Source organism: Streptomyces sp. NPDC029138 (assembly GCF_055564375.1).
Map to the genome: position 1 here is coordinate 39,394 of NZ_JBVHWM010000057.1, position 20,884 is coordinate 60,277.

The window sequence follows — 20,884 nt, forward strand, 5'->3', positions numbered from 1 at the left end:
CTCTTGGACCGAAGGTCTCACCGTTCCTGACGCACGCTGATCCCAGCAGGGGGGCACATGGATACGACGGACGTGGTGGAAACGCTGGACAATCTGGTCGCCGACGCGACCGACCACCACTACAGCCCCTACACACGGTTCGACTGGGTGGACGAACTGGCCGAGGAGCAGTGGTGGATGACACCCGACCTGCTCACCGTGGCCGGCACACGGTACGCACGGGAGCTGGACGAGAAACAGCTCATGCGGCTGAGCAAGTGGGAGAGCGTCAACTTCTTCAGCCTCAACATCCACGGCATACGTGAGCTGCTCATCGAGGTGACCCGGCGGATCCACACCCGTGGCTTCGAGCTGCCGTCCGAGTTCTTCCATCGCTTCCTCGGCGAGGAGAACGGGCACATGTGGTTCTTCGCCCAGTTCTGTCTGCGCTACGGCGGCAAGATCTACCCCGACAAGTCGCTTCCGGTCGCCACGCCGGAGGAGGACGCCGCCGTGGCCAACTTCCTCGTCTTCGCCCGCATCCTGATCTTCGAGGAACTGGTCGACCACTTCAACATCAGGATGGGCCGCGACGCCACCCTGCACCCCCTGATCAGGGAGGTGAACCAGGTGCACCACGACGACGAGTGGCGGCACATCATCATGGGCCGCAAGCTCGTGGGCCTCCTGTACGAACCGCTGCGGGAGCGCGGCGACCAGGAGCTGCGCGAGCGCCTCGACGTCTACCTCCGGCGCTACATCACCGCGAGCGTGCAGTCGCTCTACAACCCCACGGTGTACCGGGACGCGGGCATCCCCGAGGCGTTCGCCTTCCGCGAGGAGCTGGTGCGGGACCCGGCACGCGTCGCCTACCACGAGACGTTCTTCAAGCGCATCACCCGGTTCCTGGTGAGCCAGGACATCATCACCGCCTCTCCGTTCCAGGAGGCCGCGGCCTGATGGGGACGGACGTGATCGAGCAGGTGCGGGCGTGGCTGCTGGCGCGCAATCCGGAGGTCACCGCCATCGGCTGGGACGAGGACCTCATCGACAGCCGGCTCATCGACTCCCTCGACTTCCCCCAGCTGCTGCTCCTGCTGGAGGAACTGGCCGGCCACGAGCTGGAGCTGACCGCGGAGAACGTCGTCGGGTTCCGGACCCTGCGCGGCATACGCGACACGGTCCTGGCGGACACCACCAGCGCCGGTGCGGTGAGCCATGAGTGACCTCTACACGGAGCGCGGCGGACTCGTCGCCCTCGGCCCGGAACTTGTCCGCCTCATGGACCTGCTGGACGAGCGCTTCCGGAGCTGGGCGCGGGAGTGCGGCGCGACCCCGATGCTCTTCCCGGCGGTCATCAGCACGACGGACCTGGCGTCCATCGACTACTTCGACAACTTTCCCCAACTCGCCCTGATGACCGCCCCGTTGAGGCTGCCGGCGGAGAAGGTGGCGGACGGCGCGGCGCTGCCTTCCGACCGGCTCGGCGAGAGCGCGTACGGACTGGTCTCGGCGGCCTGCTACAACGTGTATCTGCACCACCGGTCCGAGACCCTCGCCGGACCCCGGTATGTCACCACCGTCGCCAAGTGCTTCCGCAACGAGGACTACTACGACGGGCTGCGCCGGCTGCACGGCTTCACCATGCGGGAGATCGTGTGCCTGGGGCCCCGTGAGGCGGTGCTGGAGCATCTGGCCGCGTTCCGGCCGAAGGTGGTGGAGTTCGCGGCCCGGCTCGGGCTCGACCTGGCCGTTCAGCCGGCGTCGGACCCGTTCTTCGAGAAGAGCGGCGGGCGGGCGCTGCTGGCGCAACTCTTCCCGGTGAAGGAGGAGTTCGTGCACGGGGGCGCACTGGCCATCGGCTCGCTGAACTTCCACCGCAACTTCTTCGGAGAGCGCTGCGACATCTCCCTGGCCGACGGCGGACCGGCCTTCACCGGATGTGTCGCCTTCGGTCTGGAGCGGTGGATCGCGGCCCTCCTGGAGACGCACACGAACATCGACGACATCCTTGAGCGGGTGGCGGAGGCGGCTTCGTGAGCGATCTCCTGGGACACCTTGCCGAGTTGTCCGGGCCGGAGCGCGCGCGCTTCATGGCCCGGCTGCGGCAGCGCTCGGCGGCGCCCGCCGCGCACCCCTTCGACCCCACCGCCGCCTCCGACGCCCAGCAGCGGCTGTGGCTGCTCCAGCGCCTCGACGCGGACAGCCCGGCGTACCACCTCTCCGCCGCGCTGCACCTGGAGGGGCCGCTCGACGTCGAGGCGCTGCGCCGGGCGCTGACCGAGATCACGGCCCGGCACGAGTCGCTGCGCACGGCGTTCCACGAGCGGGACGGCCGGCCGGTGCGGCACGTCATCACGGCCCGGCCCGTCGAACTGCCCCTGGTCGACCTCGGCGACCTGGAACCGGCGGAGCGCGAGCACCGGGCGCGCCGGGCGCACGCGGAGAACGGCAAGCGCCCGTTCGCTCTGGACCAGGCGCCCCTGGTCCGCTTCACGCTCTACCGGTTCACGGCCGAACGGCATGTGCTGACCGTCGTCGCGCATCACCTGGTCTGCGACGGCTGGTCGATGGGTGTCTTCACCGCCGAACTGACCGCGCTCTACGAGGCCTTCGCCGAGGGGCGCCCGTCTCCCCTGCCGCCGCCCGCCGCTCTCCCGGCCGGCGAGCGGCGTCCGGCCGACGCGGAGCACGACCGGTCGGTCGCGTACTGGCGCGGCGAGCTGTCCGGCGAGCTTCCGGTCCTCGAACTCCCCACCGACCGGCCCCGGCCGGCGCGGGAGGCGATCGAGGGCGCCCGGCACGGCTTCCGTGTGTCCGCCGGCCTCCACCAAAAGCTGCGCGCCGCGGCCGGCCGTGACCGGTCCACCGTCTACGGCCTGCTGCTCGCCGCGTACGCCGTCACGCTGCACAGGATCACCGGCGGCCTGGACCTCGTCGTCGGCGCCCCCGTGGACGAGCGCAAGGGAGCCGGCGAACAGGCGCTGATCGGCTTCTTCGTGAACACGCTGCCGCTGCGGTTGCGGCTGCGGCCCGGGCAGACGTTCGCGGAGACGGCCCGGCACGCCGGTGAGGTGGTCAGGGGGGCGCTGACGCACGACATCCCGTTCGGGGACATCGTGCGGGAGACGAACCCGCCCCGGCTGCCCGGGCGCACGGTGCTGCGGCAGACCGCCTTCTCGCTCCAGCCCGCCGTCACCGCGGGCCGGCGCGCCGGACGGCTGACCGTCACCCCGGCCGCCCCGGACGACTTCGACCTCGGCGTGTCCCCCCTCGACCTCAGCCTGCACCTGCGGGAGCAGGACGGCGAGCTGCTCGGCTGCTTCGAGTACCGCACCGACCTGTTCGACACCGCCACCGTCGCCCGCTGGGCCGAGGAGTTCCAGGAGGTGGTCCGGCAGGCCGTGCGGTCGCCGGAGGCGATCGCGGTGACGGGCGGACCGGAACCCGAGACCAACCTGACGGACAGCCAACTGGCGCTGTGGTTCGGCAAGAAGACCGCCGGGGACGTGCGGCTGTACTACGAGAACGTCACCGCCCTCTACACCATCGCCGGCCCGCTCGACCACGACCGCTTCCAGCGTGCCTTCCAGAAGCTGGTGGACCACAGCGACGCCCTGCGCAGCACCTTCCACGAGGTGGACGGCGTCCCGCTGCGGCGGGTGACCGAGACCGTCCCGGCGCCGGTGGACCTGGTGGACCTCACCGACGAACCGGACCCCCACGAGGCCGCCCTGCGCTGGGCCCGGCGGCGCAGCGAGTCCGGGCTCGACCCGGCGCGGTCCGTCTTCGACTCCGCCCTGCTGAGGCTCGGCGACTCGGCGTACGCCTGGTACCTCAACGTGGACCACCTGGTCTGCGACGCGTGGTCCATGTCCCTGTTCCTGCGCACCCTCTCCGCGTACTACGACCTGGACCGGCGCGGAAGCCTCGACGAGGCCACGCCGCTGCCGCCGTTCCAGGCGTACGTCGACCACGAGCGGTCGCTGCGCGGCTCCGAGCGCCTGGGCCGGGCCGAACGCCACTGGCGCGAGACCCTGGCCGAGCCCGTGGAGCGGCTGGCCTTCTACGGCAGGGAAGACGACGTGGCGGGCACGACCCGCACCGCCCGGCTCACCCTGGACCTCGGCGCCGGACGCAGCGCCCGCATCGCCGAGTTCGCCCGGCGGGAGGGCCACGCCTCGCCCGCCGTCGCGTTCGCCGCCGCGCTCTTCGCCTACCTGCGCCGCGTCGGCGGCGGTGAACTCCTGCGCGTCGGCACACCGTTCGCGAACCGTCCGGCCGAGTTCCGCGACACGGCCGGCCTGTTCATGAACGTGCTCCCGCTGCAACTGCGGGTCGGCGGCGACACCACGCTCCGCCACCTCGCCCGGGAGACGCAGCGCGCCTTCCTGCAAGCGGCCCGGTACCAGGACCACGTGCCCCGGCATCGCGGCGGCGCCCGCCTGTACGACGTGTACCTCAACTACCAGAACGCGGTGTTCGAGGGCTTCGGCGGCACGGTCGGCTTCGACCTGCTCGACACCGGCCACTCCCCCGACCGGCTCACCCTCCAGGTCCGTGAGCTGCGCCGGGACCCCGCCGCGCCGCCGCGCTTCGTGCTCGACTTCGACTTCAACACCGTCTGCTTCGACGAGGTGCAGCGGGAGCGCACCACCGGGCACTACCTCGCCCTGCTCGACGCCCTGCTGACCCGGCCCGACGAAGCGGTGTCGGCCCCGCAGATGCTGTCGGACGAGGAGCTGAAGCAGCTCGACGCCTGGAACGACACGGCCCGGTCCTACGACCTCGACATCCCGCTGCACGCGCACATCGAGCGGCAGGCACGCCGTACCCCCGACGCGACCGCGCTCGTCTTCGAGGACCGCTCCCTGACGTACGCGGAGCTGGACGCGGCGGCCGGCCGGCTGGCCCGGCGCATCCGGCGGGCCGTCGGGGAGGACCGCTTCACGCCCGGTGCGACGGTCGCCGTGCGCATGGAGCGTTCCCTGGAGCTGGTCGTCAGCCTGCTCGCGGTCCTCAAGGCGGGCGGGGCCTATCTGCCGCTCGATCCGGCCACGCCCGCGGAGCGCATGGCGTTCATGCTCGCCGACGCCGGCACCGAACTGGTCCTCACCACCGGGTCACCGGACGCCCTCCCGGACGACGTACCGGTCCTGCGGGTCGACCTGACCCAGATGGCGGAGCCGGAGGACGCGGGACCGGACGTGGTGGTGGCGCCCGACCAACTGGCCTACCTCATCTACACGTCGGGCTCCACGGGCACACCCAAGTGCGTCATGCTCACCCACCGGGGCATCTGCAACCGCCTCCTGTGGATGCAGGAGGAGTACGGCCTCACCGCGGCCGACACGGTCCTCCAGAAGACCCCCTTCACGTTCGACGTGTCCGTGTGGGAGTTCTTCTGGCCCCTCATGACCGGTGCGCGCCTCGTCGTGGCCCGGCCCGGCGGCCATCGCGACCCCGGGTACCTGGCCGAGGTGATCCGCCGTGCCTCGGTGACGACCGTGCACTTCGTCCCGTCGATGCTGCGGATCTTCCTCGCCGACCCGGCGGCCCCCGGCTGCGGTGCGCTGCGCCGGGTGATCGCGAGCGGCGAGGCCCTGCCACCGGACCTCGTCCGCCGGTTCTTCGAGGTCTTCCCGCCGCCCGCCGTCGAGCTGCACAACCTGTACGGCCCCACCGAGGCGTCCGTCGACGTGTCGGCGTGGCAGTGCGGGCCTGAGGACGCGGCAGGCTCCGTGCCCATCGGCCGCCCGGTCGCCAACACCACGCTCGACGTGCTGGACGACCGGCTGACGCCGCTGCCCCTCGGCATCGTGGGGGAACTGCACATCGGCGGGGTGCAGCTCGCGGCCGGGTACCGGGGCCGCGACGAACTCACCGCCGAGCGCTTCGTGCCCGATCCGCGCCGGCCCGGCGGACGGTTGTACCGGACCGGCGACCTGGTGCGGCAACGGCCCGACGGCGCCTTCGAGTTCATCGGCCGCGCCGACGGCCAGGTGAAACTGCGCGGCTACCGCATCGAACTCGGCGAGATCGAGGCGCGGCTGGCCGCCCACCCGTCCGTGCAGGCCGCCGCGGTCCGGCTGGTGGACGACCGGCTGGTGGGGTACGTCGTACCCGCCGCCGGAGCCGAGCCGCCCGGGCCGCGGGAGCTGCGGGCCTTCCTGGAACGCTCCCTGCCGGACTACATGGTGCCGCCGGTGTTCGTGCCGCTGGCCGCCCTGCCCGTCACCGCCAACGGCAAGCTCGACCGCGCGTCCCTGCCGGCGCCCGCCCCGGCGCCCGCGGCCACCACCGCCCCGGCCCGCGCGGCCGGGACCGCTCTCCAGCGCACGGTCGCCGGGCTGTGGGCCGAGTTGCTCGGGCGGGACGTGGACACGATCGGACAGGACGACGACTTCTTCGAGCTGGGTGGTCACTCGCTGCTCGCGGCACGCCTGATGGCGGTGGTGGCCCGGCGTTTCGGGGTACGGCTGCCGCTCACCGCGCTGTTCGAGGCGCCCACGGTGGCCCGGTTCGCCGAGCTGATCTCGGCGGGGTCCGAGCACTCGCTGATCCTGTCGCTCCGGGCGCCGGTCACGCCCGCGCCGCTGTTCCTGCTGCATCCCGCGGGCGGTGACGTGATGGCGTACCGGCAACTGGTCACGCTCCTGCCGCAGGGGCGGGAGGTGCTGGGCATCCGGTCGCGTGCCCTGTCCGGCGAGGCCGAGGCGGACAGCCTGGCCGCGATGGCCGCCCGGTACGTGGACGTCATCCGGGAGCGCCGGCCGACCGGGCCGTACCACCTCGCGGGCTGGTCGATGGGCGGTGCCCTGGCGGTCGAGGTGGCGGCCGGGCTGGAGGCGGCGGGCGAGCGGGTCGCGCTGGTCGCCCTGCTGGACTCGTCCGTGCCCGGGGAGGGCGAACCCGATCCGCTGCTCGCGCCGGCCGTCGCCCTGGCGGACTCGCTGCCCGGGCTCGACGTCACCGCCGAGGACACCGCGGCACTCCGTGACCGGCTGCGCGGGCTGCCGCTGGCGGAACGGCTGAAGCTGCTGATCACCTGGGCCGAGGAACGCGGCTCGCGCGTGCTGCCGTCCGAGGCCCTGCTCCGGCAGGCGGAACTGGCCGAGCGGCACGAGCAGTTGATGCTCACGCACCGGCCGTCGGTCGTCGATGCCCCGCTGACGATCTGGTGGGCCCGTGACCAGCTCCGTGAACACCGCGCCTCCTGGGCGCGGCAGACCCGGGGCGGTGTCCGTGAGGAGGCCACGCTCCCCGGAAACCACTTCACCCTGCTGCGCCCGCCCCATGTCGCGCAGGTCGCGCGGCGGCTGGCGGCGGCCCTGGACACCTCTGAGCGAACCGTCCCCGTAGAACGACAAGGAAGTGAACATCTGTGACCTCTGCGCAAGCCAATCAGGGGACCGCTTCACCGGATTCACCACAGACTCCGGCCCCGTCCTCGGGCACGCCGCCGCTCGCGGTCGCGGCCGGGCTGCTGACCGTCTTCCTGTGGGCTTCCGCGTTCATCGGCATCCGCGCGGCCGGAAAGGACCTCGATCCGGGCGCGCTGACCCTGGCGCGGCTGTTCATCGGTGCGGTGCTGCTGGGCGCGGTCGTCCTGGTCCGCAGGGTCCCGTTGCCGCCTCGCTCCGACATACCGCGCCTGGTGCTGTGCGGTCTGCTGTGGTTCGGCGTGTACAACGTGGCGCTGAACGCCGCCGAGCAGCGGATCGACGCGGGCACCACGTCCATGATCATCAGTCTGGGTCCGGTGCTGATCGCCGTACTGGCCGGGTTCCTCCTCAAGGAGGGCTTCCCGCGCCCGCTGGTCGTCGGCGGCGTCGTCGCCCTCGCCGGTGTCCTGCTGATCGGCCTCGCCACCTCCAGCAAGGGCCTGGAGGCCGGGACGGGCAGCGCGCTGGCGCTGCTGGCCGCCGCCGCGTACGCGGGCGGTGTCATCACCGAGAAGCCGCTGCTCGGCAACAGTTCGGCCCTGGTGATCACCTGGCTGGCCTGTGTCGTCGGCGCGGTGCTCTGCCTGCCGTTCCTGCCCCAGCTGATCGACAACCTCTCGCACGCGAGCGGCGAGGCGATCGGCTGGACGCTGTACCTCGGTGTCTTCCCGACCTCGGTCGCCTTCACCACCTGGGGCTACGCGCTGGCCCGCTCCACCGCCGGGAAGATGGGGGCGCTCACTTACCTGTCCCCGCCGATCGCGGTGACCCTGGCCTGGCTGATCCTCGACGAGACACCGCCGTGGCTCGCGGTGGTCGGCGGTGCGCTGTCGCTCGCCGGTGTCGTCTACAGCCAGCGCAAGAAGTGAGGAGCCGGTGACGACGGTCCTGACCGTCGCCGTCACGGAGACGGACCGACTTCTGGCCCTGCCCGGCGCGGACGCGTCGGTCCTGACCGCCGCCGAGCGGCAGCGCCTCGCCGCCGCGCGCACCGGGCGGGCCCGGGCGGACTTCCTCGCCGCGCACGTCCTGGCCCGGATGTGTGTCGCACGCCGGACCGGCGCCTCGGCCCGGGACGTCGTACTGGACCAGCGGTGCCCGCTCTGCGCGGGCCCGCACGGCCGGCCACGGGTCACGGGCGCGCGGTGCGGAGTCAGCCTCTCGTACGCGGACGGGGTGGTGGCGGCCTCGGCCGCCGATCACCTCGTCGGCATCGACGTCGAGCGGCTGCCCGGGCCGGCCGCCCGAAGCGACGGGCCCGACCTGCGAGGGTTCGGGTCCTTCCTGACCCGCGGTGAGATCGACCGGATCCGCGGGTCTCCCGCTCCTCACTCCGCGTTCCTGCGGATCTGGGTACGGAAGGAGGCACTGGTCAAGCTCACCGCGCGAGGCCTGCCCGCGATGGCGGACGTGGACCTCTCGCACCTGCCGCTCACCCCCACGGGCCGGGACCGGCCGTACCGGCTCGGCCGGCGACTCCTGTACGACCTGCCCGACGTGCCGGCCGACGTGGTCGGCGCGGTCGCCGTCACCGCCCCGGACGCCTTGGCCGGCCGGGGTTCCACAGCCGCCTCCGGCATGCAGTCGCTCACCACAGACGACCTGATCGACACCCTCTCATTCCAGGGAGAAGCATCATGACCGAGGTACAGACCCAGCCCGAGAGCGTCGTCCCGGACGCCCTGACCACCGTGCTGCTCGGACACAACGCCTTCCAGTTCACCCGCGCCGGTGTGGAACTCGGCCTCTTCGACCTGCTGGAGCGCAGCCCCGGTACGCCGCGTGAGCGGATCGGCGCCGAACTGGGCCTCGCCGAGCGGTCGTTGGACATCCTGCTGCTCGGTGTCACCTCGCTGCGGCTGGTCGAGCGCGCCGAGGAGGGGTACTTCAACTCCAAGTCGATATCGGACCTGTTCACGGGCGGGCACTGGGAACTCGTCAAGGCGGTCGTCGGGTTCGAGGCGTACGTCACCTACCCGGGCCTCGTCGACTTCACCGAGTCCCTGCGGGCCAACAGCAACATCGGCCTGCGCCGCTACCCGGGCGACGGCGCCACGGTCTACCACCGGCTCAGCCAGGACCCCGAACTGCTCAAGGTCTTCTACCACTTCATGGGCACCTGGTCGGCCGTCGCCAGCAAGCACCTCATCAAGTACGGCGACTTCAGCTCCTCCCGGAAGATCCTCGACGTCGGCGGCGGTGACGCGACGATGGCCATGGCGGTGGCCAAGGCCCACCCGGACGTCGAGGTCACGGTCCTGGAGATCCCGAAGGTGGTCGACCTCGCCCGGAAGCGGGTGGCGGAGGCGGGGCTCAGCGACCGCGTCAAGGTGGTCGAGGGCGACATCTTCGCGGGTGACTACCCGGAGGGGCACGACACCGTGATGTTCGTGCACCAGTTGCAGATCTGGCCGCAGGACCGCATCCGCGTGCTCCTGGGCCACGCCCACGACGTGCTGCCGGACGGCGGCCGGGTGCTGATCCTGAACTCGATGTCCGAGGACAACTACGACGGTCCCCTCATGGCCGCCCTGGCCAGCCCCTTCTTCGCGGCCGTGGCCGGCGAGGGCGGGATGCTCTACTCCTGGGAGGGTTACGAGAAGTCGCTGAAGGAGGTCGGGTTCGACCAGGTGCGGCGCACCCGCTGCACCGAGGCCATCACCCCGCACGGCATCATCACGGCGGTCAAGTGAGCGGGCGGCAGCCCGACCCCGGCCTGGTGGAGGACCTCGTACGGCTGCGTGAGGACCTCCACCGGGAACCGGAACTCGGGCTCGATCTGCCGCGGACCCAGGCCAAGGTGCTCGCGGCGCTCGACGGACTGCCGCTGGAGATCACGACCGGCAGCGGGCTGTCCTCCGTCACCGCCGTGCTGCGCGGCGGGGGCACGGACGCGGGGGACGGCGACCGTCCCGTCGTCCTCCTGCGCGCCGACATGGACGCGCTGCCGCTGACGGAGACGAGCGGCGTCCCGTACGCGTCCAAGATCGAGGGCCGGATGCATGCCTGCGGGCACGACCTGCACACGGCCATGCTGGTCGGCGCGGCCCGGCTGCTCGCCCGGGAGCGGGACGGGCTGCGCGGTGACGTGGTGTTCATGTTCCAGCCGGGAGAGGAGGGGCACCACGGCGCGCGGCTGATGATCGAGGAAGGGGTGCTGGACGCGGCCGGACGGCGCCCGGTGGCGGCGTACGCGGTGCACGTGGCCTCCTCGATGCTGCCGTCCGGATGGCTGCTGACCCGCAAGGGCCCGCTGCTGGCCGGAGGCGACGCCCTGCGGGTGCTCGTCCGGGGCCGGGGCGGGCACGACTCCCAGCCGCAGCTGCTGAAGGACCCGGTCCCGGCCGCGGCCGAGATGATCCTGGCGCTCCAGACGTACGCGAGCCGGGGCTTCGACCCCTTCGACCCGGTGCTGCTCTCGGTCGGCAGCGTCCACGCGGGCACGTCGGCCAACATCATCCCGGACGAGGCGGAGCTGAAGATCGGTGTCCGCACCTTCGGGCCGGGTGCCAAGGCCCAGGTCGTGGACGGGGTGACCCGGGTGCTGGAAGGCGTCGCCGCGGCCCACGGGGTCACGGTGGCGATGGAGCACTCCATGGACTACCCGGTCACGGTCGTCGACCCGGACGAGGCGGACTTCGCCGCGGGCACGGTCGAGAAGGTGCTGGGACCGGGCCGGCTCCTCTGGGCGCCGAACACCCTCAGTCCCTCGGAGGACTTCTCCTTCGTCCTGGACCGGGTGCCGGGGGCGATGCTCTTCCTCGGTGCCTGCCCGCCCGACCGCGACCCGGGGACGGCGAGCTTCAACCACAGCCCCGACGCTGTGTTCGGCAACGAGGTCCTGGGCGACGGCGCCCTGCTCCTGGCCTCCCTGGCCGAGGACCGGCTGGCCGCGGTCGGCTGACCGGAGCCGGGCGAGCGCCGTCGCGGCTCGGGGTCGGGCTCAGGTCCGCGCCCCGAGCCGCGAGCGCAGTTCCCGGTTCTCCTCCTCCAGGCGCACGATGCGCTCGTACACGTTCTCCAGCGCGTCCGCGAGTTCCGCCTCGGAGAACCGCGGGGTGATGTGCTGGGCGCAGTTCCAGGCGAGGCCCTCGACCCGTACGACCATCAGCGACTCCTCGTGCCCGTCGGTGCGCGCGTCCCCCGACCGGCCGGCAAGGCCCTGGAATTCAGCGGCGTCCCTGATCTCGGCCCGGCCGAATACTTTCAGCCGGGTGCGGTGCGCGTAATCCATGAAGAACAGCGAGACCCGGTCGTTTCCGCGAATATTTCCGGCCGTGATGTACTGACGATTTCCGCGCACATCGAGGAAGGCCAGCGTCTGCGCGTCAAGGACGTGCACGAATCCGGGCGGTCCGCCGCGGAACTGGATGTACGGCCAACCGGTCTCGCTCACGGTGCCGAGGTAGAATCCGTCACGGGCCGCGATGAACTCGGCCTCGTCGGCGCCCAGTCGGTCGGCGCGTTCGGGGTCCGAGGCGAGAAGCCGGTGCATCGCGGAGGCGCTTCCCCGCTCTTCCTGGACGCGTCGGACGTTTTCGGTGAAGGCCACGTGGGCGTATCGGCTCATGCGGCGCTGCCTCCCTTTCGAGAAATACAGCCGGGGCAAGCGGAAAGAGCAGCGAAGAACAGCTTGGTCCAGAGCTTAGTTCAGAAGTCCTGGGAGACTCCATGAGTTCGGTGAACACCACCAAGTACGTGTTCGTCACCGGCGGGGTGGCCTCGTCGCTGGGCAAAGGCCTCACGGCTGCGAGCCTCGGCAGGCTCCTCACGCTGCGCGGCCTGAGGGTCACCCTCCAGAAACTGGACCCCTATCTGAACGTGGATCCGGGCACGATGAGCCCGTTCCAGCACGGTGAGGTCTTCGTCACCGACGACGGCGCCGAGACCGATCTGGACATCGGCCACTACGAGCGGTTCCTCGACACCGACCTCGACGCGACGGCCAGTGTGACGACCGGTCAGGTGTACTCCACGGTGATCGCCAAGGAGCGGCGCGGGGAGTATCTGGGCGAGACGGTCCAGGTCGTCCCGCACATCACCGACGAGATCACGTCACGGATCAGGCTGATGGCCGAGAAGGACGTGGACGTCGCCATTGCCGAGGTGGGCGGGACCGTCGGTGACATCGAGTCGCTCCCCTTCCTGGAGGCGATCCGCCAGCTGCGCCACCAGGTGGGCCGCGAGAACTGCTTCTTCCTCCACATCTCGCTGCTTCCCTACCTCAACCCGTCCGGGGAGCTGAAGTCCAAGCCGACCCAGCACTCGGTCGCGGCCCTGCGGAACATCGGCATCCAGCCGGACGCGGTCGTGCTGCGCGCGGACCGCGAGGTCCCGGCCGGGATCAAGCGCAAGATCTCCCTCATGTGCGACGTGGACGCGGACGCGGTGGTGGCCTGCCCGGACGCCCCGTCGGTCTACGACATCCCGGGCCTGCTGCACACCGAGGGCCTCGACTCCTTTGTGGTGCGCCGCGGCTGAACCTGCCGGCCCGGGAGCCCGACTGGGCGGTCTGGGAGGACCTGCTGGACCGCGTGCACCGGCCCGCCCGCGAGGTGACCGTCGCCCTGGTCGGCAAGTATCTCGACGTCCCCGACGCCTACCTGTCCCCCGCGGAGGCGCTGCGGCACGGCGGCTTCGCCCATCACGCGCGGGTCGTGGTGCGCTGGGTGCGCAGCGACGACTGCGCCACTCCCGACGGCGCGGCTCGCGCGCTGGACGGCGTCGACGGAGTGCTGCTCCCGCCGGGTTTCGGCGCCCGTGGCTCGGAGGGCAAGATCGCCGCGTCCCGGCACGCCCGCGAACACGGCATCCCGGTGCTGGGGCTGTGCCTGGGGTTGCAGTGCATGGTCGTCGACGTCGCGCGGCACCTGGCCCGGCTGGACGGCGCCAACAGCACGGAGTTCGATCCGGAGACCGCCCATCCGGTGATCGCGACCATGGCCGAACAGCAGGACGTCCTGGAGGGCCTGCGGGACATGGGCGGCAGCATGCGGCTCGGTGCCGCCCCGGCGGTCCTCCGGGAGGGCTCGCTCGTCGCCGGCCTGTACGGCACGACACGGGTCGAGGAGCGGCACCGCCACCGGTACGAGGTCAACAACGCCTACCGGGAGCGACTTGAGGAGGCGGGGCTCACCTGCTCGGGGCTGTCGCCCGACGGCACGCTGGTCGAGTACGTGGAACTGCCCCGCGCCGCACACCCGTTCTTCGTCGCCACGCAGGCCCACCCGGAGTTCCGCTCCCGCCCGACCCGTCCCCATCCGCTGTTCCGCGGGCTGGTGGCGGCCGCCCTGCGCCATGCGGACAGCCGCCGCGGGGCCGTCACCCGGGCGTCGGTTCCTCGACGCGTGCCCTCGTCCGTGGCGACGGAGAGTCGCTGAGTTCTCGGCCGAGCGGGCCTGTGGCGCGGCGCCGTCTCACGCCGGCTGCGACAGGTCGATCGCCCGGTCGACGTCCTCGGGCCGGAGCACGCGCAGGATGCCTTCGAGGAGGTAGTAGTCGGCGTAGGGCAGCGAGACCTCGATGCCGTCCTCGGCCGGGCGGTTGCGGGTGCAGCGGGCCACGACGGCGTCGGCGCGGGCCGAGTTCCTGGTCAGGCAGGTGTCCGCCAGCGCGGTGAGGAGCCGCAGCGCCACCTCCCGGTAGGTGTGTCTGCCCGTCGCCGCGTACAGGTCGAGCAGGCCGCACGCCATGATGGCGCCGGCGGAGGCGTCCTTGATGTCGTGAGGCTGCTGCGGTGCCCGGTAGTCCCACACCGGCACGTGGTCCGGGGTCAGCGCTCCGATGGCGAAGTCGGCGAGTTTCCGCGCGGTGTCCCGGAACTCCTTGTGCCCGGTGCGCCGGTACATCGTGGTGAAGCCGTAGATGCCCCACGCCTGCCCGCGCGACCAGCAGGAGGTGGGGCTGTAGCCCTGCACCGTGTTGGGGCCGATGGCGTCGCCGGTGTCCGGGTCGAAGTCGAACACATGCGGGGTGGATCCGTCCGGGCGGGGGAAGACGCGCTGCGCGGTCCTCGCGTGCTCGACGGCGATGTCCAGGTAGGTGTCGTCGCCGGTCTGCCGGCTCGCGAACGCCAGCAGATCGAGGTTCATCATCGTGTCCATGATGACGCGGCCCGCGTTGGCGCGATCCGTCAGCGCTCCCCAGGCCCGGATGAACTTCCCGCGCGGGTTGTACCGCTGGATCAGGGAGTCGGCCGCCCGTATCGCGCCCGTCCGCCACTCGTCGTCGCCGGTCAGGCGCCAGGCGGTGACCCAGGAGGGGGAGAAGAGGAAACCGAGGTCGTGCGTGCTCGTGTCGTACTGCCGGGGGGCGAGGTTCCGTGCCGACTCGACCGCCCACGCGCGGAAGGCGTCGTCCTCGCTGTACAGCCAGGCCATCCACAGCGTTCCGGGCCAGAAGCCGCCCACCCAGTCCCCGTTGCGCGAGTACGTCCACTTCTCGAACTTGGTCCCGACCGGGAAGCCCGTCACGCCGGGCGCGACGGTACGGACCTTCTCCACGGCGTAGTCCGCCGCCGCGCGGAGTGTCCGCGGGGTCGCTCCTGATGACTGCCGGTCCGCCGCCGCGGCGGCCGGCACCGCGGAGGCCCCTACGGCCGCCGCACCAGCCGCCGTGGCCAGCAACGCACGCCGGGAAACGCTCATGCTCGCGCCCTCCAACTCCACAGTGGACAAGAGAAGTTGGCTGAGCCTTGCACACCGACCTCAAGCATGTACACCCATGTGTGTGGAGTTCATCAGTGTGAACCAAGTCAGTGGCGCGGGGCGTCGGAGTCATGCCGGAGCCAGACGTAGCCGACCGGCTGAGCGGTGTTCCAGTTCTCGGCGAGGCCGGGATCGACCGGACGGAACCCGGCGCCCAGGTAGCACCTGAGCGCTCGGGCGTTGTCGGGGTGCACCCGCATGTGGACATCCGCGAACCCGGCCCGGACAGCACGCGCGAAGAGCCCCTGGACGAGCACGCGGCCCAGCCCCGTCCCGCGGGCCTCGGGCGCCACGATGATCCGCGCCAGTTCGGCCTCGTCCTCCTCGGCGTCGAGCCACACCTCGCCGTACCCGAGCACCCTTTGCCCGTCCACCAGCACATGGGCCGTGACGTCGTCCGCCTGGTGCCACCCGGCGACCGTCTGCTCGGACACGGGGAACTCATGACTCCCGCACCACATCACGGCCTCCGCCGCCGACGTCGGCCAGGCCGCGACGAGGGCCGCGTGAGCGGGAGCACAGGGAAGCAGATCCATGACGCGCCGACACTACGCGGCCGGGGCGGGCTCCGGACACGTGTTCAGGACGGGCCGCCGGGGACCATGCCCAGTTGCCGCATCTGCGTGAAGACGTCGACGACGCCCCAGATCTCGGCGACGCGGTCGTCCGCGAACCGGACGATGAAGATCTCGTCGTACCTGACGGGCTTCCCGGTGGGCGGGAGGCCCCGGTACTCACCCTGGTGGGTGCCGGTGACCGTGTTCCGGAAGACGACCTTGTCCCCCTCTGCGATCGCGTCCTCGATCTCGACCCGCAGGTCGGGGAACGCGCGCAGAAGCACCTCCCACACGAGTTTGAGGGCCTGCACGCCCGTCCTCCCCATCGGCACCGGCGCGTGGAACACCAGGTCCGGCGCGACCACCTCGTCGATCGTCTTGGACACGGTTTCCGGGTCACCGGTGCGGACGGCCTCGTGCAGGCGACGGAACGTCGCCTTGTTGCGTGCTGCCTGGGCTGTCGTCATGGGGCTGCTCCTCGGGTCTCCGTGAGGCATCGGGTCGGTACTCGCTCGTTCGCCCTCTACGACGAGACAGCCCGCCAGGACGTGACACGGCGCCGTCGATCGACGTGTCCCACTTCGTTCCTCCCTCGCGTCCCCCCGCCGGCCGATGCCGCCGACCACAGGCCCTTGTCCGGTCAGTGACCCGATGACCGGCGTCGAGGCGTCCCCGGCCGACCGGAATTCGGTCGAAGGGCGGGCCACCCGCTGCTACTTTGCGCCCGTGGAACTCTTCTCACGCTCGTGGACGGCCTTGCGTACGGCGGTCGCCGGCCTCCCCGACGAGGACTTCGCGCGGCCGTCCGGCTGCACCGGCTGGCTCGTCCGTGATCTGGTGTGCCATCTGATCATCGACGCTCAGGACGTGCTGATCACCCTGGTGACGCCCACCACGGCGGAGCCGACGCACGACGCGGTGACGTACTGGAACGTCACCGCCACCCCGCCGACCGGCGACGATCCGCTGGACGCGCTGACCGTCCGGCTGGCCGCCGCGTACGAGGAGCCACGGCTGCTGAAGTTCCACCTCGACGACGTCGGTTCGGCCGCCGGGCGCGCGGCGGAACTGGCCGACCCCGGGCAGCGGGTGCGTACGCAGGACATGGTCCTCACCGCGGGCGACTACCTCCGCGCGTACGTCCTGGAGTGGACCCTGCACCACCTGGACCTGATCGCCCACCTCCCGGACGCGGCGGAACCCCCCGCCGAGAGCCTCGCCCGGTCACGCGCCATGCTGGAGGAGATCGCCGGGGCGCCCTTCCCCCCGTCGTGGTCCGACCAGGACGCCCTGCGCGTCGGTACGGGGCGCCGCCCCCCGACCGCCACCGAGCGGACCCGACTCGGCCGACTGGCCGGGAAACTCCCCCTCGTCCTCGGGTGAGCCTGTGGGGCAGGTGTCATCCGGCCTGTTCCGGTGTCCCGCACGGCGGGTAGAACGGGGTCATGCCCGCGTGGGGCAGGGGGGACGGGGGGTCGTAGCCCGTGGCCGGGGTGTCCGTCGTGTAGGTGCGGGTGTCAGGTGCCAGGCCCGTGTGCGGATCGCCGAGGCGGGCCTGGATCTCGTAGGTGCCGTCGCCGGAGTAGGTGTACGCCGTCAGGTCGGGATACCGATCGTGGTTGTAGTCGGCCACGGCGATGTCCTTCGTGGCGCGCAGGTCGAGGGGGACGGTCCGCCGGCTGCGGCCGGTGTCGGAGAACGGGCCCAGCCTCAGCTCGGCCACCCGGGGCTGGATCGGGTCGTCTCCGCCCTGCTCCTCCCCCGCCACGACGACCAGGTCGCTCCATCCGTCCCGGTCGAAGTCCGCCACGACGGCGCTCACATACTCCTGCCGGGCGGCGGTGCGGTCGGCCAACCCCCGTGCCCGGACCGTCGTTTCGTGGGGCGAGCCGATGCCGAAGGTGAGGGTCAGCTGGGCTCCCCGGTGGGACGGGTCGCTGATCCGGTCCGGCCGGCCGTCGTTGTCGACGTCGGCGATCAGGTTCCCGGACCGCGTCAGACACGCGGTGACGGCGGGCGGTGCGGTCGGGCGCGGTGGGGGCTTCCCCAGGGAGTCCTCGCCGCCGGCGAGCAGCAGCACGCCGCCCGCCAGCAGGAACCCCATGCGGGTGAGCCGTCTCGGCCGGAAGGTACCGCTGTGTTCACGCACGGGCATGGGGACGGATCGTAGTCACCGGGCCGGGTGCGCCCGGGGCCGGGGCCTCGGGCGGATGTTCTCCCCTGTGCCATTGACATCAGGAGCCCGTCCTTTCATCCCGTCCGAGGTCCGCCGGCAGGAGAAGGGCATCACCTGGCGGCAGACCACCGAAGACGACCCTGAAGGCCACCCCGGACGACCCGGACGTCATGGCCGTCCTGCACGGGCCGGTGGTGCTGGCCGGGGCGTACGGCGACACGGCCAACCGGTGGCTGCCCCGGCTGGACACCTCCAGCATCCGGCAGGCCTCGGCCGAGCCGCTGCGGTTCACGGCGCCCGCCGACGGGAAGCCGGTCATGCTGCTGCCCGTCGCCCGCGTCCACCACCAGTACTACGACGTCTACTGGCTGACCGGCCAACCTCCGTCCCCGCCACCGGAGTTCGCGGCCTGGCGGGCGCGTCCGCCTACTCGGTGGCGGCCTGGGTGAAGCCGGTCGGGCAACCGGCCGCCTGGGAGCCGGATCTTCGACTTCGGCACCGGGGTCGGCGCCAACATGTTCCTGACCCCGCTCAGCGACGCGGGCACCCTGCGGTACGCGATCACCGCGGCCGGCGGGGGCGCGGAACAGCGCATCGACGCCGACCCGTTGCCGGCGGACCGGTGGGTCCATGTGGCCGTCGCCTACGGCTCCGGCACCGCCGTCTGTACGTCGACGGCCGGGAGGTGGGCCGGAACGCCGGCGTCACCGTCGAGCCCCGCACCTTCGGCAACCACATCCGGGCCGCCTACATCGGCCGGTCCCAGTACCCGGACCCGTGTCTGAAGGGGGCCGTGGACGACTTCCGGGTCTACGGCCGGACGCTCGGCCCCACCGAGGCCGCCGCCCTCGCCCAGGGCTGACGCCCGCCCACGCGGTGCCTTCCAGGACGGGGACCGCCTTTCACCGACCGGCCCCTGACCGTGCACGTCCGCACCCCGAGCGACCGGGTCATGTCGCCCTCACCGCGCGGGCGGCGCCCGGGCCGCGCCCGGCCAGGCTCACCTGCCGGTGACGACAGCGTGACGGCCCACCTGCCCGACCGGGCCCGCACGTGGCGTCACCGGCGGTATGCTGGCGCGCCCGGTAGCGGCCGGGAGCGGGTTGTCGGTCAGCCGTTGCCGCCTCGTCAACGGTGAAAACGGGTTGACCCACCCGTATCATCCAGGTGTCGCACCGTCAGGAGCGGAGGAAATGATGCCGGAAAGCGCCGGGCCCGTCACCGAATTGACCTCTCAGTACGTCAGTCAGGTGACCAACGACCTCGAACACAACCTCAAGGAGCAGGAACGCATCACGGCTGAAATCGCCGTTCTACAGGAGCAGTTGACCACGCTCCAGCACGACCACGGCATCCTGCTGAACATGCGGCAGGCACTCGGCCTCGCCGCACCGGCCGGGCGGGCGGTCGTCCCCGCCCCGCGCAAGAAGAGCGGCGGCACGCGGCGCGCCGACGACAAGAAGCCCGCGGCCAAGAAGGCGGTCGCGAAGAAGACCGTGACGAAGAAGGCGGTGACGAAGAAGGCGACCGCCGGGAAACCGGCGGCGGAGAAGGCGCCGTCCGAGCCCGCTCAGCCCACGCTGATCGAACTCGTCCGCCGGCACCTGGCGGAGCAGAACGAACCCCGTTCCGCCGCGGAGGTCACCGAGGCCCTGGCCCAGGCACATCCCGAGCGCGGAATCCAGACGAAGGTCGTCCGCACCACGCTGGAGAACCTCGTGGCGAGGAACGGCGCCCAGCGCACCAAGCAGGGCTCGTCCGTCTTCTACGTCGTGCCGGGCGAATCGGCACAGGAACCGGCGGAGGGCACCGAGCCGGACGCGTGACCGCCCGCCATCCGCCGTCGGAGCGCGGGGCGGCCATCACGGCGGGGTCGGGCCGGCCGGCGGAGCAGTGCGGCGGCGTCGGGCGGCAGCGGTGCTGGGACGTACGGGGTCTCCTTCAGTCGGACGGCCGGTCGGCGGAGTCGAAGCTGGCGAAGTAGGCGGCGACCATGTCCTCGTCGGCGTGGCCCTGCGCGGCGGCGCGCTCCATGCGCTCGGCGCTCGCGGCGGCCACGTCCAGGCGCACCCCGTTCTCCTCGCCCGCCTGGACGATCAGCCGGGCGTCCTTGGCGGCCGTGGCCACCGCGAACTGCGCCGGGGTCAACTGGTCGTCGAGGACCAGCTTCGACTTGGCCCGCAGGTAGCCCATGTCCAGCGGGCCGCCCTCGATCGCGTCGAAGAAGCTCTGCGGGTCCACGTCGAGCGCCCGCGCCAAGGCCAGCACCTCGCCGGCCGCGGCGGTGACCGCGAGAACCCAGCTGTTCGCGACCAGCTTCAGGCGGCTCGCGGTGCCGGCCGCGCCGTCCTCGCCGGTCCACACCGTACGGGACCCGACCGCGTCGAACACCGGGGCCACGGCGGCGCGGTGCTCGCTCGGCCCCGCGGCGAGGACGAGGAGCTGGCCGGCCTCGGCGGGCTGCCGGGTGCCCAGCACCGGCGCGTCGAAGAAGACGAGGTCGTGCTCGCGGGCGAAGGCGGCCAGGTCACCGATGGCCGCGATACCGGCGGTGGTGGACTGCGCCCACGCGGCGCCCGAGCGCAGCGCGGGTGCGGCCTCGCGCATGACGTCGAGGGTGGCCGGGCCGTCGTAGAGCATGGTCAGGACGACGTCGGCGCCCTCGACGGCCTCGGCGGGCGTGCCGGCGATGTGCGCGCCGTCGGCGGCGAGCGGTTCGGCCTTGGCGCGGGTACGGTTCCAGGCGCGGACGGTGTGTCCGGCCCGCACGAGGTTGCGGGCCATCGCGGCACCCATGATGCCGGTGCCCAGGACACTCACGGTGAGCTTGTCGGTCATGACGGCAACTCCCTGAAGATCACGAGGATGTGGCGGCGCGGACCAGACCGTCCAGCCACGTCTGACGGCCGTTCAGCATCGGGTTGGGCCTCCGCCGGGCCAGTTCGGCGGCGGGCCGGCCGATCCGCGTCTCCTGGCTGAGGATACGGACCCGGCCGCCAGGAAGATCTTCCACCAGCCAGG

At 71.9% G+C, this 20,884-nt stretch carries 18 protein-coding genes and 2 pseudogenes; 13 read left to right on the plus strand and 7 right to left on the minus strand.

Features of this window, described 5'->3' with window-relative positions:
* The first annotated feature begins 57 nt into the window (after window positions 1-57).
* From ACZ4WH_RS32600 to ACZ4WH_RS32635, 8 genes are read left to right on the plus strand one after another with little or no spacing between them, the layout of a single operon-like run.
* Window positions 58-939, plus strand: coding sequence for a diiron oxygenase (locus ACZ4WH_RS32600; RefSeq protein ID WP_468187625.1), 882 nt, complete (start codon window positions 58-60; stop codon window positions 937-939).
* A complete protein-coding gene (locus ACZ4WH_RS32605) occupies window positions 939-1,205 on the plus strand; it encodes an acyl carrier protein (protein ID WP_468187627.1) in 267 nt (88 codons plus the stop codon). The genes ACZ4WH_RS32600 and ACZ4WH_RS32605 overlap by 1 nt, the downstream gene beginning before the upstream one ends.
* Window positions 1,198-2,019 carry a class-II aminoacyl-tRNA synthetase family protein gene (locus tag ACZ4WH_RS32610; RefSeq protein ID WP_468187629.1) on the plus strand — a complete coding sequence of 274 codons (822 nt, stop codon included), beginning with the start codon at window positions 1,198-1,200 and terminating at the stop codon, window positions 2,017-2,019. The genes ACZ4WH_RS32605 and ACZ4WH_RS32610 overlap by 8 nt, the downstream gene beginning before the upstream one ends.
* Window positions 2,016-7,367 carry an amino acid adenylation domain-containing protein gene (locus ACZ4WH_RS32615; RefSeq protein ID WP_468187631.1) on the plus strand — a complete coding sequence of 1,784 codons (5,352 nt, stop codon included), beginning with the start codon at window positions 2,016-2,018 and terminating at the stop codon, window positions 7,365-7,367. Before ACZ4WH_RS32610 ends, ACZ4WH_RS32615 begins: the two co-directional genes overlap by 4 nt.
* Window positions 7,364-8,293: a DMT family transporter gene (locus ACZ4WH_RS32620; RefSeq protein ID WP_468187633.1), complete on the plus strand. Its 930-nt coding sequence runs from the start codon at window positions 7,364-7,366 to the stop codon at window positions 8,291-8,293. Before ACZ4WH_RS32615 ends, ACZ4WH_RS32620 begins: the two co-directional genes overlap by 4 nt.
* 7 nt (window positions 8,294-8,300) lie before the next feature.
* Window positions 8,301-9,065, plus strand: a complete 765-nt coding sequence (locus ACZ4WH_RS32625) for a 4'-phosphopantetheinyl transferase family protein (protein WP_468187635.1) — start codon at window positions 8,301-8,303, stop codon at window positions 9,063-9,065.
* Complete coding sequence (locus ACZ4WH_RS32630; RefSeq protein ID WP_468187637.1) at window positions 9,062-10,117, plus strand: methyltransferase; 1,056 nt, start codon at window positions 9,062-9,064, stop codon at window positions 10,115-10,117. Before ACZ4WH_RS32625 ends, ACZ4WH_RS32630 begins: the two co-directional genes overlap by 4 nt.
* On the plus strand, window positions 10,114-11,328 hold the full coding sequence (locus ACZ4WH_RS32635) for a M20 metallopeptidase family protein (RefSeq protein WP_468187639.1): 1,215 nt from the start codon (window positions 10,114-10,116) through the stop codon (window positions 11,326-11,328). The genes ACZ4WH_RS32630 and ACZ4WH_RS32635 overlap by 4 nt, the downstream gene beginning before the upstream one ends.
* Window positions 11,329-11,367: 39 nt before the next feature.
* On the opposite strand, the gene ACZ4WH_RS32640 is transcribed toward ACZ4WH_RS32635, so the two are convergent.
* The gene (locus ACZ4WH_RS32640; protein ID WP_468187640.1) at window positions 11,368-11,994 is read right to left on the minus strand and encodes a pyridoxamine 5'-phosphate oxidase family protein; all 627 of its coding nucleotides are present in this window, start codon (window positions 11,992-11,994) and stop codon (window positions 11,368-11,370) included.
* Between the two features lie 101 nt (window positions 11,995-12,095).
* Here ACZ4WH_RS32640 and ACZ4WH_RS32645 point away from each other — a divergent pair.
* Window positions 12,096-13,804, plus strand: a pseudogene (locus tag ACZ4WH_RS32645) (CTP synthase).
* A 36-nt stretch (window positions 13,805-13,840) separates the two neighbouring features.
* On the opposite strand, the gene ACZ4WH_RS32650 reads toward ACZ4WH_RS32645, so the two are convergent.
* The 3 genes from ACZ4WH_RS32650 to ACZ4WH_RS32660 all read right to left on the minus strand — a co-directional run bounded on the left by ACZ4WH_RS32650 (window position 13,841) and on the right by ACZ4WH_RS32660 (window position 16,154).
* A complete protein-coding gene (locus ACZ4WH_RS32650; protein ID WP_468187642.1) occupies window positions 13,841-15,070 on the minus strand; it encodes a glycoside hydrolase family 88 protein in 1,230 nt (409 codons plus the stop codon).
* 107 nt (window positions 15,071-15,177) lie between these two features.
* Window positions 15,178-15,666, minus strand: a complete 489-nt coding sequence (locus ACZ4WH_RS32655) for a GNAT family N-acetyltransferase (protein ID WP_468187644.1) — start codon at window positions 15,664-15,666, stop codon at window positions 15,178-15,180.
* Window positions 15,667-15,710: 44 nt separating this feature from the next.
* Window positions 15,711-16,154 carry an ester cyclase gene (locus tag ACZ4WH_RS32660; protein ID WP_468187646.1) on the minus strand — a complete coding sequence of 148 codons (444 nt, stop codon included), beginning with the start codon at window positions 16,152-16,154 and terminating at the stop codon, window positions 15,711-15,713.
* 259 nt (window positions 16,155-16,413) lie between these two features.
* On the opposite strand from ACZ4WH_RS32660, the gene ACZ4WH_RS32665 reads away from it, so the two are divergent.
* Complete coding sequence (locus ACZ4WH_RS32665; RefSeq protein WP_468187647.1) at window positions 16,414-17,070, plus strand: maleylpyruvate isomerase N-terminal domain-containing protein; 657 nt, start codon at window positions 16,414-16,416, stop codon at window positions 17,068-17,070.
* A gap of 16 nt (window positions 17,071-17,086) precedes the next feature.
* Here ACZ4WH_RS32665 and ACZ4WH_RS32670 read toward each other — a convergent pair whose 3' ends face one another.
* The gene (locus ACZ4WH_RS32670; RefSeq protein ID WP_468187649.1) at window positions 17,087-17,842 is read right to left on the minus strand and encodes an FG-GAP repeat domain-containing protein; all 756 of its coding nucleotides are present in this window, start codon (window positions 17,840-17,842) and stop codon (window positions 17,087-17,089) included.
* Window positions 17,843-18,033: 191 nt separating this feature from the next.
* On the opposite strand from ACZ4WH_RS32670, the gene ACZ4WH_RS32675 reads away from it, so the two are divergent.
* The 3 genes and pseudogenes from ACZ4WH_RS32675 (at window position 18,034) to ACZ4WH_RS32685 (ending at window position 19,689) form a co-directional block, all read left to right on the plus strand.
* Entirely contained in the window at window positions 18,034-18,312 is a 279-nt protein-coding gene (locus ACZ4WH_RS32675; RefSeq protein WP_468187651.1) for a hypothetical protein, read from the plus strand.
* A 66-nt stretch (window positions 18,313-18,378) separates the two neighbouring features.
* A pseudogene (locus ACZ4WH_RS32680) lies at window positions 18,379-18,725 on the plus strand (LamG domain-containing protein).
* 331 nt (window positions 18,726-19,056) lie between these two features.
* Window positions 19,057-19,689: a hypothetical protein gene (locus ACZ4WH_RS32685; RefSeq protein ID WP_468187653.1), complete on the plus strand. Its 633-nt coding sequence runs from the start codon at window positions 19,057-19,059 to the stop codon at window positions 19,687-19,689.
* 115 nt (window positions 19,690-19,804) lie between these two features.
* Here the strand turns inward: ACZ4WH_RS32685 and ACZ4WH_RS32690 are convergent, their stop codons facing one another.
* Both ACZ4WH_RS32690 and ACZ4WH_RS32695 read right to left on the minus strand, forming a co-directional pair.
* Window positions 19,805-20,701, minus strand: coding sequence for an NAD(P)-dependent oxidoreductase (locus ACZ4WH_RS32690; protein WP_468187654.1), 897 nt, complete (start codon window positions 20,699-20,701; stop codon window positions 19,805-19,807).
* A 19-nt stretch (window positions 20,702-20,720) separates the two neighbouring features.
* A complete protein-coding gene (locus ACZ4WH_RS32695; RefSeq protein WP_468187656.1) occupies window positions 20,721-20,876 on the minus strand; it encodes a hypothetical protein in 156 nt (51 codons plus the stop codon).
* Between the last annotated feature and the right edge of the window lie 8 nt (window positions 20,877-20,884).

Bases quoted from the DNA above. Each gene is read 5' to 3' on its own strand.
- ACZ4WH_RS32600 (WP_468187625.1), top strand. From the start codon at position 58: ATGGATACGACGGACGTGGTGGAAACGCTGGACAATCTGGTCGCCGAC.
- ACZ4WH_RS32605 (WP_468187627.1), top strand. From the start codon at position 939: ATGGGGACGGACGTGATCGAGCAGGTGCGGGCGTGGCTGCTGGCGCGC.
- ACZ4WH_RS32610 (WP_468187629.1), top strand. From the start codon at position 1,198: ATGAGTGACCTCTACACGGAGCGCGGCGGACTCGTCGCCCTCGGCCCG.
- ACZ4WH_RS32630 (WP_468187637.1), top strand. From the start codon at position 9,062: ATGACCGAGGTACAGACCCAGCCCGAGAGCGTCGTCCCGGACGCCCTG.
- ACZ4WH_RS32640 (WP_468187640.1), bottom strand. From the start codon at position 11,994: ATGAGCCGATACGCCCACGTGGCCTTCACCGAAAACGTCCGACGCGTC.
- ACZ4WH_RS32650 (WP_468187642.1), bottom strand. From the start codon at position 15,070: ATGAGCGTTTCCCGGCGTGCGTTGCTGGCCACGGCGGCTGGTGCGGCG.
- ACZ4WH_RS32655 (WP_468187644.1), bottom strand. From the start codon at position 15,666: ATGGATCTGCTTCCCTGTGCTCCCGCTCACGCGGCCCTCGTCGCGGCC.
- ACZ4WH_RS32660 (WP_468187646.1), bottom strand. From the start codon at position 16,154: ATGACGACAGCCCAGGCAGCACGCAACAAGGCGACGTTCCGTCGCCTG.
- ACZ4WH_RS32670 (WP_468187649.1), bottom strand. From the start codon at position 17,842: ATGCCCGTGCGTGAACACAGCGGTACCTTCCGGCCGAGACGGCTCACC.
- ACZ4WH_RS32675 (WP_468187651.1), top strand. From the start codon at position 18,034: ATGGCCGTCCTGCACGGGCCGGTGGTGCTGGCCGGGGCGTACGGCGAC.
- ACZ4WH_RS32685 (WP_468187653.1), top strand. From the start codon at position 19,057: ATGATGCCGGAAAGCGCCGGGCCCGTCACCGAATTGACCTCTCAGTAC.
- ACZ4WH_RS32690 (WP_468187654.1), bottom strand. From the start codon at position 20,701: ATGACCGACAAGCTCACCGTGAGTGTCCTGGGCACCGGCATCATGGGT.